Annotated in this window: 12 protein-coding genes and 1 riboswitch; of the genes, 4 read left to right on the top strand and 8 right to left on the bottom strand. The window is 60.9% G+C overall.

What is annotated here, in order from left to right; all coding sequences use genetic code 11:
- Positions 1 to 9: 9 nt before the first annotated feature.
- From ACT6QH_RS07425 to ACT6QH_RS07415, 3 genes are all read right to left on the bottom strand, one after another.
- Positions 10 to 441: a DUF6691 family protein gene (locus ACT6QH_RS07425; protein ID WP_444974181.1), complete on the bottom strand. Its 432-nt coding sequence runs from the start codon at positions 439 to 441 to the stop codon at positions 10 to 12.
- A complete protein-coding gene (locus ACT6QH_RS07420; protein WP_444974180.1) occupies positions 441 to 869 on the bottom strand; it encodes a YeeE/YedE family protein in 429 nt (142 codons plus the stop codon). Before ACT6QH_RS07420 ends, ACT6QH_RS07425 begins: the two co-directional genes overlap by 1 nt.
- 140 nt (positions 870 to 1,009) lie before the next feature.
- Positions 1,010 to 1,351, bottom strand: a complete 342-nt coding sequence (locus tag ACT6QH_RS07415) for a carboxymuconolactone decarboxylase family protein (protein WP_444974179.1) — start codon at positions 1,349 to 1,351, stop codon at positions 1,010 to 1,012.
- Between the two features lie 91 nt (positions 1,352 to 1,442).
- On the opposite strand from ACT6QH_RS07415, the gene ACT6QH_RS07410 reads away from it, so the two are divergent.
- Together ACT6QH_RS07410 and poxB are read left to right on the top strand one after the other, a co-directional pair.
- Positions 1,443 to 1,748 (top strand): ArsR/SmtB family transcription factor, encoded by a 306-nt coding sequence (locus ACT6QH_RS07410; protein ID WP_444974178.1) that lies wholly within the window; start codon positions 1,443 to 1,445, stop codon positions 1,746 to 1,748.
- Between the two features lie 179 nt (positions 1,749 to 1,927).
- Positions 1,928 to 3,664 (top strand): ubiquinone-dependent pyruvate dehydrogenase, encoded by a 1,737-nt coding sequence (gene poxB / locus ACT6QH_RS07405; RefSeq protein ID WP_444974177.1) that lies wholly within the window; start codon positions 1,928 to 1,930, stop codon positions 3,662 to 3,664.
- Between the two features lie 48 nt (positions 3,665 to 3,712).
- On the opposite strand, the gene ACT6QH_RS07400 is transcribed toward poxB, so the two are convergent.
- Positions 3,713 to 4,630: a homoserine O-succinyltransferase gene (locus ACT6QH_RS07400; protein WP_444974176.1), complete on the bottom strand. Its 918-nt coding sequence runs from the start codon at positions 4,628 to 4,630 to the stop codon at positions 3,713 to 3,715.
- Positions 4,631 to 4,688: 58 nt separating this feature from the next.
- Positions 4,689 to 4,792, bottom strand: a riboswitch (SAM-I-IV-variant riboswitch).
- A gap of 335 nt (positions 4,793 to 5,127) precedes the next feature.
- On the opposite strand from ACT6QH_RS07400, the gene ACT6QH_RS07395 reads away from it, so the two are divergent.
- On the top strand, positions 5,128 to 6,000 hold the full coding sequence (locus ACT6QH_RS07395; protein ID WP_444974175.1) for a hypothetical protein: 873 nt from the start codon (positions 5,128 to 5,130) through the stop codon (positions 5,998 to 6,000).
- Between the two features lie 54 nt (positions 6,001 to 6,054).
- Here the strand turns inward: ACT6QH_RS07395 and ACT6QH_RS07390 are convergent, their stop codons facing one another.
- Complete coding sequence (locus tag ACT6QH_RS07390; RefSeq protein ID WP_444974174.1) at positions 6,055 to 9,060, bottom strand: HD domain-containing phosphohydrolase; 3,006 nt, start codon at positions 9,058 to 9,060, stop codon at positions 6,055 to 6,057.
- A 311-nt stretch (positions 9,061 to 9,371) separates the two neighbouring features.
- Between ACT6QH_RS07390 and hpaI the strand changes: the two genes are divergently transcribed.
- On the top strand, positions 9,372 to 10,181 hold the full coding sequence (gene hpaI / locus ACT6QH_RS07385) for a 4-hydroxy-2-oxoheptanedioate aldolase (protein ID WP_444974173.1): 810 nt from the start codon (positions 9,372 to 9,374) through the stop codon (positions 10,179 to 10,181).
- 88 nt (positions 10,182 to 10,269) lie between these two features.
- Here hpaI and thmT read toward each other — a convergent pair whose 3' ends face one another.
- The 3 genes from thmT to ACT6QH_RS07370 all read right to left on the bottom strand — a co-directional run.
- A complete protein-coding gene (thmT, locus tag ACT6QH_RS07380) occupies positions 10,270 to 10,491 on the bottom strand; it encodes a 2-hydroxymuconate tautomerase (RefSeq protein WP_444974172.1) in 222 nt (73 codons plus the stop codon).
- Positions 10,492 to 10,494: 3 nt separating this feature from the next.
- On the bottom strand, positions 10,495 to 11,259 hold the full coding sequence (locus ACT6QH_RS07375; protein WP_444974171.1) for a 2-keto-4-pentenoate hydratase: 765 nt from the start codon (positions 11,257 to 11,259) through the stop codon (positions 10,495 to 10,497).
- Positions 11,256 to 11,417, bottom strand: a 162-nt coding sequence (locus ACT6QH_RS07370; protein ID WP_507237478.1) for a 4-hydroxy-2-oxovalerate aldolase family protein, incomplete at its 5' end; no start/stop codon positions are given. The genes ACT6QH_RS07375 and ACT6QH_RS07370, both read right to left, overlap by 4 nt.

The raw sequence follows: 11,417 nt of genomic DNA, 5'->3' as shown, positions 1-11,417 counted from the left end.
ATCCGGGCTTCAGCCCTTGCGGGTGGCCAGAATGTTGCGGAACAGGCGTGCCAGAGCAATGCCGATGACCATGGCGCCAACAAAAACCAGAACTTCGCCCCGGCCGAGCCCCAGCGCGGGAATTGCGCCGCCGGGACAAAAGCCGGAAATGCCCCAGCCAATACCGAACAGGGCAGAACCGCCAATCAGTTGCAGATCCAGATCCCGCCGCGTGGGCAGATGAAAGCGGGTGTCGCACAGTGGGCCGGGGCGCTTCAGCACGAAGCGATAGCCAATGGTGGTCACAATCAGCGCAGAGGCCATGACCAGCGCCAGGGAAGGGTCCCAGTTTCCGGCAAAATCGAAAAAATTGAACACCTTGGCCGGGTCGATCATGCCCGATATGGCGATGCCGGCACCAAAGACAAGGCCGGCGAAAAGGGCGCAGATGATCTGGGGCATCACAAGCCCCCTGCAATATGGCGGATGATGAAGATGGTGAGGGCTGTCGTTACCATGAAAGTGAGGGTTGCCGCGATGGAGCGGGGCGAGAGCCGGGCCATGCCACAGACCCCGTGCCCGGAGGTGCAGCCGGAACCAAAACATGCGCCCATGCCCACAAGCAGGCCACCCAGCACCAGCCAGCGTGTTGGGGTGGGGCTCTCAAAATGGATGTTCACACCCGGTATGAAGATAAGCAGGGCTGGCGCGGCAATGGCCCCGAGCAGGAAGGCGATGCGCCAGACCCTGTCTTGCGCCTGAGGGGGAAGAAGGCCGGTGAGAATGCCTGTCATACCGGCGATGCGGCCATTGAAGGTCATGAGCAATGTGGCGGCCAGGCCGATCAGCGCACCCCCGATGAGGGCGCTCCACGGAGTAAATTCAGTCATGGCTCCTGCTGTCATGATTTCATCAGCGGGGCAAATAAAAAAGCCGCCACGACATGCGCGGCGGCAGGAGGCCGGACAGGGCCGGCTGGACCCGACGGCGAACCTGCCAAACAGGCCCGCACGGCGGAAGTCAGAAAGCCTCAGGCGTTGAACTGATCCCAGGCGCGCAGCGCATCGGCCGCATACATCAGGGCCGGGCCGCCGCCCATATAAACGCAGACGGAAAGCATGTCGCACAGCTCTTCGCGCGTGCCGCCAAGATCTTTCAGGGCCTTCACATGAAAGCCAATGCAGCCATCGCACCGCTGGGTGACGCCAATGGCGAGCGCGATCAGCTCCTTGGTCTTCTTGTCCAGAACATTGTCCGCAGAAGCCGCCTTGGCGAGGGCGTAGAAGCCGTTCATCGTATCCGGCTCCGCCTTCTTCATCTCCCCCGTGTACTGGGAGATGTTGCGGATCAGCTGCGTGTAATCTTTGCTCATGTTCGGGCTCTCGCTCGAGTTAATTTCGTATTTTTATGATATTATAAAAATGTGAATTGTCAAGCGTGCGGAAAGCTGCGAAAAAAGAGACATGAGAGACGTTGAGATCGGCGATATCGTCAAAAATGCGGATCAGGCCGCAGCTTTTCTGGGCGGGCTGGCCAGCCCGCACCGCTTGCGTATCCTCTGTCTGCTGGTCGAGGGGGAGAAAAGCGTGTCTCAACTCATTGCCGCCACAGGCTTGCCGCAAACCTCCATGTCCCAGCATCTGGGCAAGCTGAAGGATGAGGGGATCGTTACCTTCCGGCGGGAGCATCGCACCCTTTATTATGCCATATGTAATGAGGCCGCTGTTGGCATCATGCGCATTCTGCGTGGTCAATATTGTGACGGTTGACGTATAATCCCTTCTTCATCTTGATGTCAGGAGTGTGACACAAAGATGTCGGCCCGGCAGGGGCAGCATTCAGTCTCTATGGTGTGAAAAATCGTTTGAATTAAAATGGAACTTGCCTTTTCAGGCTGGCAGGGGTTTTTTGCCTCTGCTGGGAAGCCTTTGTTTGAAAAGGAAGCGACATGGCCCGCACAGTTGCCGATCAGATGGTTGAAACCTTCGCCGCAGCCGGTGTTTCACGTATTTATGGCATTGTCGGCGACAGCCTGAACGGCATCACCGATGCCTTGCGCCGTCAGGGCCAGATTGAATGGCTGCATGTGCGCCATGAGGAAGTGGCGGCTTTCGCGGCCGGGGCGGAAGCCCATCTCACCGGTAATCTGGCCGTGTGCGCGGGTAGCTGCGGGCCGGGCAATCTTCACCTCATCAATGGCCTGTTTGATTGCCATCGCTCGCGCGTGCCAGTGGTGGCCATCGCCGCGCATATTCCCTCGCCAGAAATCGGCTCCGGCTATTTTCAGGAAACCCACCCGGAACAACTGTTCCGTGAATGCAGCCATTATTGCGAGCTGGTGTCCAGCCCGGCCCAGTTGCCGCGCGTGCTGGAAATCGCGATGCGCGAGGCGGTGAGCAAGCGCGGGGTTTCGGTCATTGTCATTCCGGGCGATGTCGCCCTTCAGGCTGCGGCCGATGCGCCCGTGCCCAAGCTGGCCGGGCTGCTGCCTGCGGCCCCTGTTGTTTCCCCCACGCCCGAGACGCTGAATGCGCTGGCCGGGCTGCTGAATGAAGGCTCGCGCGTCACTCTCTTCTGTGGTGCGGGCTGCGCCGGGGCGCATGATGAGGTGGTGGCGCTGGCCGACAAGCTGAAGGCCCCCGTGGTACATGCCCTGCGCGGCAAGGAGCATGTGGAATGGGATAATCCGCATGATGTCGGCATGACAGGGCTTATCGGCTTTTCCTCCGGCTATTTCGCCATGATGGATTGCGATGTTCTGTTGCTGCTGGGCACCGATTTTCCCTACCGCCAGTTCTATCCGAAGGGCGGCAAGGTGAAGATCGCGCAGATTGATTTGCGCCCCGAGCAGATCGGAAAACGCGCTGCGGTGGATCTGGGCGTGGTGGGCGATGTGCGCGCGACGGTTCAGGCGCTGATGCCCCTGTTGCAGGACAAGAGCGACGACAGCCACCTCACCACGGCGCGCAATCACTATGTGAAGGCCCGCAAGGCGCTGGATGAGCTTGCGACGGGCACGCCCGGCTCCGGCCTCATCCATCCTCAGCAGGTGGCGAAGGCGCTGTCCGATCATGCCTCGGATGATGCGGTCTTCACCTGCGATGTTGGCCTGCCTACCGTATGGGCGGCGCGCTATCTGAAGATGAATGGCCAGCGTCGGCTCATCGGCTCGTTCAACCATGGTTCCATGGCTAATGCCATGGCACAGGCTATCGGGGCGCAGGCGGCCTTCCCCGGCCGTCAGGTGGTGTCCATGTCCGGCGATGGCGGTTTCGCCATGCTGATGGGGGATCTGCTGAGCCTCTCGCAGCTGAAGGTGCCGGTGAAGATCGTGGTCTTCAACAATGGCACGCTGGGCTTTGTGGAGCTGGAACAGAAATCCACCGGCTTCGTGAATGCCGGCACGGATCTTCAGAACCCGAATTTCGCAGCCATGGCGCAGGCCATCGGTGTGAAGGGCATTCGCCTGGAGGATCCCAGGGATGTGGAGCCCGGCATTGCAGAAGCCATGGCCCATGACGGGCCGGTGCTGGTGGATGCGGTGGTGAACCGCACCGAACTTTCCATGCCGCCTGCCGTCACCCTCGAAATGGCGAAGGGTTTCACCCTCTACATGATGAAGGCGGTGATGAATGGGCGCGGGGCGGAAGTGATTGACCTTGCGCGCACCAATCTGTGGCGCTGAAAAAACAGGCCGGGCGGGTTGTCCCGTCTGGCCTCTCCGGTGGCCGCATCATGTGCCGATGCGGGTGATGTCATAAGGCGTTGTCTGATAGATCTCGTTGATCCAGTTGCCGAACAGAAGGTGGGCATGGCTGCGCCACTGATTGCGCGGCGCCTGGCGCGGATCATCATTCGGGAAATAGCCATAGGGCATCAGAATATCGCCGCCGGCGTCTACATCGCGCCGATACTCTTCACCCAGCGTGTCTGAATCATATTCCACATGGGAGAACATGTTCAGGCTGCGATGGGGGCCATCTTCCACCAGCCCCAGTCCGGCCTGGGGAGAATCCATCAGCACCTTCAGCCCGGAACCGGCCGGAAGATCCTCTTCGCGCACTTCTGTCCAGCGGGAGACGGGAATGGCGAAGTCATCTGAAAAACCGCGCAGATAGGGAGAGGTCGTCTCCAGATTGCGGTGCGGAAACACGCCAAACATCTTGGCGGCCAGCATGTGCTTGGGCACGCCATGGAAATGGCGCAGCGAAGCCTGTGCCGCCCAGCAGATGTTCAGGCAGCGATGCACATTGCTTTGTGTCCAGTCAAAGATGGCGCACAGCTCATCCCAATAAGTCACGGCTTCATAGGGCAGCTTTTCCACGGGCGCGCCGGTGATGATGAAGCCGTCATAGGTTTCGCGCCGCACATCTTCCCACGGGCGGTAGAAGGCTTCCATATGGTCGGGCGAGGTATGCCGCGAGACATGATGCGTCATGCGGATCAGCGAAAGCTCGATCTGCAATGGCGTGGCGCCGAGCAGGCGGGCAATCTGCGTCTCGGTCCGGGTCTTGTTCGGCATCAGATTGAGCAGACCAAAGCGCAGCGGGCGGATATCCTGCCGGATGGCGTCGGTCTCCCCCATGATCATCACACCCTCGGCCTCAAGGGCGGCGCGGGCGGGCAGATCATCGGGTATCTTGATGGGCATGCGTCATGGTCCTCTGCTGCGTGGCATCAGGGGCGAGCATGTGTGCGGATATCTATGGCGTGTCCCGTCTGGTTGCCGGTGCGGCCACATCCCCCGCCGGGGCGCCACCTTGCTGGGGAAAGCAGGTTGGCGTTGAGCACAGCTCAACTCTTGATGCGCCGCGCACTCTAGCGGCCAGAGGCCCTTCAGGCAACGGGCGTGATGCACGGGCGGAGCTTTGCGAAAATGCGGGCTCTTTGGCGGCGTTGCGTGTATTCGTCACGTTCTGGCGGGATTTTCGAAGTCTTGTGCGCGGTTTTTTGGGGTCGCGACAGATGTGTTGCGGCCCGACATGAAAGAAGTGGGTCGGAAATTCATCATCTGGGCCCGGAAACCGGATGGGCCTGTGATAAGGTGGAACCGAACAGCCGGCGGTGGCCGGATGGACCTGTGTTGAACGTTTGCCGTGCAGACGGTGCAGGGCGTGTTCAGGGCTGGGATGATTCAGGGCGGCCGGCATGGATGTGAAGACGGATGAAACATCACGGCCAGCGCATGGCCCCGGCCCTTGGCCCTTCATCGGTTTTCGCAATTATTTCAGTGGCAGGCATCATATTGTCCTGCGGGCGCGCTGGCATCGCAAGGGGTTGATCCGCCATGCGCTGGAGGCGGGGTTGCTACCGGAAGGGGCGATGCCCTTCTGGCAGACCCGCTCCTACAATTGGTCTGTGGGGGCGCTTTTTGCCTTTGGTTCCACGCTGTTCATGCTGGGCAGCGCGCTGGCCCTGGTGCCGGCCGGCCCTCTGGCACCTTCCGCCCTTGCTGTAAACAGCCTGTATTTCATGGGGTCCATTCCCTTCACCATGGCGGGTTATCTGCAACATCTGCAATCCGCGAATATGACCCATCTCGCGCCGGAACCGGAGGGGGGTGCGCCGCCCCGCCATCACCTGTCCCTGATTGGCTGGGAGCCGGGAAATGCCGGATGGCTCAGCACCTTCACCCAGTTTCTCGGTACGCTGGCCTTCAATATCAGCACCTGGAACGGCGTGATGGCGCCACAGGGCTGGCTTGTGCAGGATCTGCTGATCTGGACGCCGGACATGGCGGGGTCCATCCTCTTTCTCATCTCCGGCTATCTGGCTTTTCTGGAAACCTGCGGGCGCTACTGGAGCTGGAAGCCGCAAGAGCTGGACTGGCAGATCGTGTTCATCAATCTGCTGGGCTGTGTGGCCTTCATGATATCCGCCGTTCTGTCCTATGTACCGGATGGCCCACAGGGCGGGGGCGTGGTGATGGGCGCGAATATCACGCTGTTGCTGGGTGCGCTGTGCTTCTGCATTGGCGGGGTGCTCACTTCATATGAGAGTGAGGCCGCAGCCCCCGGATGAGGGGCTGCCCTGTTTGGCGCTGTGCTGAGATGAGCGCCGGGCGCGCCGGCCCGCTCAGGCAAAGGCGAGCTGTTGCTCCGGGGCTGGTGTCAGGGCCGTATCGGCCTCCGGCGGCAGAGGGGGTGGGGCAGAGCGGGGCAGCAACGCCAGAAGCGCGTCGAGATCCACATCGTCACACTGTTCTGGCCGCATGAAGCGGGCTGCATAATCCGCCCAGACCTGATGCTCCAGAAAATATCTCATCAGCAACGGGTCCAGATGCCCGTCCCGCGCCATGAAGCTCATGATACGCAGGGATTCGCTCAGGCGCTTGGCGGTTTTGTAGGGGCGGTCTGAAGCTGTGAGGGCTTCGAAAATATCGGCTATGGCCATCACCCGGTCCTCAAGGGTCAGGAAGTTGGCGTCCAGCCGGCGGGGATAGCCCTTGCCATCCATGCGTTCGTGATGGGTGGCGGCGATTTCGGGCACCCGGCGCAAGGGCTCCGGCCAGGGCAGGGCCTTCAGCATGATGTAGGTCTGCGTCACATGATCGTTGATATGGAAGCGCTCTTCTTCCGTGAGCGTGCCGCGGCGAACGGTGAGATTATGGACTTCGCCCAGGTTCCCCTTCAGGCTTGGCCGCTGCATGTCAAAACCATAATGGTTCGCGGGGTCGTCCCGCGTCACAGGCGGGGGCTTCGGCCCCCATTGCAATTGCTGGTCCGGGCGGTCGATCAGCAGGTTTTCCTGCACCGGCAGGGGCGGCTCCGGTGTGTCGGACATGCGCGCCTCCTCCTCTCGGGAAAGGCCGAGCCGGTTGCTGAAATGGCGCGTCCAGGTGCGTTGGCTGAGGGCCTGCACGCGGGCGATGGCCTCATCGCTCATGAACTCGCCGCCAATATTGCATTGGGCCAGAAAGGCAAACTCCTCCTGTAGGTGGGCCTGTTCCTCCTGCATCCGGGCTTCGGATGCAGCGGCATCTTCGCCCTGCTGTAGGCGCTGGAGATGGGCAATCTGCGCATCGCGCCACAAGACTTCAAAGCGGGTGCGCACCTCATGGATGCGATTGTGGATGGCCTCCAGCTTGGTGGCCTTGTCGATAATGTGTTCCGGGCTGGTGACTTTGCCGCAATCATGCAGCCAGGCCCCCAGATGGAAGGCATGGCGCTCATCCGCGCTCAGCTCATAGGGGCCATAGGGGCTGTGACCTTCCGCATTCATCCGGTTCACAAAGTTGATCGCCAGTTCCGGCACGCGTCGGCAGTGGCCGCCTGTATAGGGGCTTTTGGCGTCAATGGCGTCGGCGATCAGATGTACGAACCCTTCAAACAGGTCGCGCTGGGCATCCACGAGCTGCCGGGTTTCGATAGCGGCGGAAAGCGCCCCTGAAATCTGCGTGGCGAAGGCGCGGAAGGCCATGCCCCTGTGGCGCTCATCATTGGAATAATTGAGCAGCAGCAGCCCGAGAGGCTTGTTCTGGCGGTCGCTCAGCGGAATAGCGATCTGGCCTTCACCGGCGCGGCGCAAACCAACAGGCGGATGTGGCGGGGTCAGGACACTGAGGGAGAGTGTGTCGTGACAGAAGGGGGTATCTTCCGCACAGGCGGCAGAGCCGTCTTCCCGCACCATCTGTTGCCCGGCCATGGCTGCCAGGCGCAGGCCATCATTGTTTGCGTTGAGCAGATAGACCGCGCCAGCCGTACAGTCTGTGGCATGCACGGTCTGCTGAAGCACCTGTTTCAGCATGACATCAAGCTGAGCCTCATTCCCGATTGCATCAACCGTTGTGAGGAAGTTGCGGATGGTCTCGGACATGCGCCGCAGCACATCGCTGAGCATTTCCAGTTCCTGAATGGAACTTCCACCCTGCGGCGGAGCCGAAAAATCGAAATGCGCCAGACGTTGCGCCTGGGTGGTGAGGCGTGACAGTTTCTGGCCAATATGACGCCCAACAAACCAGCCGCCCAACATCAGCAGCAATGCCGCAGCGACAGCCCACAGGCTCTGGGACATGAAATCCTGGCGCACCTGCTGTAGCAGATCAGAATCGGGGATAGCGACAAGCAGTTCCAGCTTGTGCGTGCCGATGGAGGTGAGAGGGGCTTTCAGGCCATACCATTCCTGCCCGCGCACATTGAAACCGGCAACGCGCTCTGAACTGGGCAGGTTCATTTTCGCCAGATCTTGCAGGGCCGGTACGTCCAGGCTTTTCAGGGTTGGAAGCTGGATCATGCCATCTTCAGCCTGCAACTGGCTGGCGGCGCCGGTATAGGCCAGCACTCTCCCATTTGTCGTGACGATGGCGATTTCGCTGTTGGGCGTGGGTTGCATGTCGTGCAACTGCTCATCCAGAGTGGAGAGCTCGATATCAAGTCCGATGACGGACAATCCATCCTGCGCCCGTTCACTGATGGTGATGCCTGCCTGCTGATTGCCGAAAAAGACGTAGGGGGCGCTCAGCTGCGGGCCACCCGCCTGCATGGCGGCCTGGAACCAGGGGCGCGTGGTGGCGTCATAATCGGGAGACGGAATGGTGCGTTTCTGAAGCAGGACATAGTTCTTGTTGTAGAAAAGCTGTTGGCTGGTCTTGTTGTTGCCGCCTGCTTCTTTCACCTGCACCAGATAAATGGCGCCGGTCGGGGCGTTGTTGGCAGCCCGCTCCTCATCCGTTTTCAGGGGGCGGATCAGAATTTTCTCGCCGTCCGTATAGGCGGTGTAGACCGCTGAAAGCAGGGGCATATTCTGTGGCGGGTTCAGATAGCGCAGCAGCCGGGGCATGCGGGTGTACAGATCCGTCTTGATCCGCAAGGTGTCAAAGGTCAGGCGATGAATGGTGGAGCCGGCAGCGGTGATGGTTCTGCGCACCCGCTCATCAACCGTCTGGCTCATGTTCACGGCCATTTCCTCGGCGGAATGCAGCATGGCGCGATGCGCCGCTTGCCAGCCCTGCCACATGACAATGCCGTTGGAGATGAAAATGGCCGCCGCAATAATACAGGCCAGCAGAAGTGAAAGGGAAACCGTCAGGCGTCGGGCTGGACCTGCTGAGAATTGTGCGCGCCCTGAAGCCGTATCACTCATTGCCATTGCCCTGCTTGTACCTGGTTTCGGTCGCCTGTTTCGGAGCGTTTCCGTTCATAAGATGGGGCAGGCTTAAAAACCGCAAACATGCGTGCACGTTCCGGTCTTTTCCAGTTGGGTCCAGGCTCGCGCGTTGCAACCCAAGAGTGTCAGGCGGTTTTCTGCTGCCAAGGTGCGAATGAAAGAAAAATCAGGCGCGCATGCGGCTGTAAATGTGCATATTTGTGCCTGTTTCCGGCTTTTTCTGGCTTAGCATATGTCTGCGCCGTTATTCTGAGTATTCGCCTTTTCTGTCCGCTTCGGGAACTGTCATGGCCAACACGCTCTCCCCCAATTCTTTCAAGGCCGCGCTCAAGCGGGAAAAACCGCAGATTGGCCTGTGGCTGGCCATGGCCGACCCGTACAGCGCGGAAATCTGTGCCGGTTCCGGCTTTGACTGGTTGCTGCTGGATGGTGAACATTCTCCGCTGGATCTGCGCACCATGCTGGCGCAGTTACAGTCCGTTGCGCCCTATCCGGTGCATGCGGTGCTGCGCCCGCCAACAGGAGATCCCGTGCTTATCAAGCAGATGCTGGATATTGGCGCGCAATCCCTGCTGATCCCCATGGTGGAAACAGCGGAGCAGGCGGAAATGCTGGTGCGGGCCACGCGCTATCCGCCTCATGGTTTCCGTGGCGTGGGGGCGGGCATCGCCCGAGCCGCGCGCTGGGGCCGGGTGGGGGATTACATGGAGCGGGCCAATGATGAAGTCTGCCTGCTGTTGCAGGTGGAAACCCGCGCCGGGCTGGACAATCTGGAGGCCATCGCCGCTACGGAAGGGGTGGATGGCGTGTTTCTTGGTGCGGCGGATCTGTCCGCTTCTCTCGGTCATCCCGGCCAGCCGCAGCATCCTGAGGTGATGGCGGCGATGGAGAAGGCGATTTCCACCATTCTGGCCCATGGCAAGGCACCGGGCCTGCTGGCGACTGATGAAAGCGTGGCGCAACTGCATCTTGGCCAAGGTGCGCGTTTCGTCGCCGTGGGGGTGGATGCGTTGCTTCTGGTACAGGCGACACAGAATCTGGCCCGCCGCTTCAAGCCGGAAGGTGACGTGCCGCTGGTGGAAGGCTCGCCTTACTGAGAGGCGAAACCAGAGCGCACGCAAGAAAAAGGCCCGCATGCAGAATATGCGGGCCAGTTGGAGAAGAAAGAGAGAGCCGGTCAGCGCGTCAGCTTTTGTCATCCGTCGCCGGGCTGCCGGGGCCTGAAGGGCCGCCTTTGGCCACGCCGCCCACGCTGAAATGGCTGGCGGGCACTTCACGCAAAATCACCCGCACGGCCTCCAGCGGTGCATCGACCGCTTCATGAACCGCCTGCGCCACTTTTTCATGCAGGCGGGCCTTGGCTTCATCCGAGCGCCCTTCAATCAGGGTAATCTCGACAACAGGCATGGCTCACTCCCCGACGGAAATGGAGACGGAGCCGAGATTCTGGACCACGGTCCGCACGGTTTCCCCCACGCTCAGCGGATGGGCGGCGGTGGCTCCGCCTGCCAGAACGATCCAGCCGGCCTTCAGCCCGCCAATGGTGGCGGCCGCCCGCGAGGCCGCCACCAGCGAGCGGATGGGGTGGCCCAGAATGGCGGCGCTGGAGCCGATCTGCACCGGCCGGCCATCCACTTCCATCACCATGCCAAGATTGGAGAAGTCCTGATCCGGTCGGGACCAGTTGCCGATCACGAAGCCGGAGGAGGAGGAATTGTCGGCGATCACATCCGGCAGTGCGAACTTGAAATTGCGGTATCGGGAATCGATCACTTCCATGGCGGGCGCAATGGCCTCCACCGCGCTCAGCGCTTCAGCCGGAGACGCCGCGCCGGACAGGTCGCGCTTCATCAGGAAGGCGATTTCCGGCTCGATCCGCGGATGCACATAGCGTTTGTGGGAGAGGCTTCCGCCTTCCTCCAGCCGCATGGCATCGGTGAGGCGGCCCCAGATGACCTCATCCACCCCCACTTGCACCATCTTGGCGCGGGAGGTCAGGCCCATCTTGATGCCGACCAGCTTCTCGCCGCGGGCCAGACGCCGCTCCAGAGAGAGGGTTTGAATGGCATAGGCCTCTTCAACGCCCAGCGGGCCGTTTTCCGTAAACTGGGGAATGGCGGTGGCGGTGCGCGCCGCTTCATCCACCACCTGTGCAGCATGAGCGAGTGTGGTCATCGGGCAGCCTCCGCGTCCTTGTCCTTGAGCATATCGAGGGCGACATCGACGATCATGTCTTCCTGGCCGCCAACCATGCGACGTTTGCCCAGTTCGATGAGAATGTCGCGCGTGTCCACGCCATAGGCGCCGGAAGCGTTTTCGGCATGGCGCAGGAA

This window comes from Haloleucobacter albus, assembly GCF_052492075.1.
This window is presented reverse-complemented; position numbering and strand designations above follow the sequence as displayed.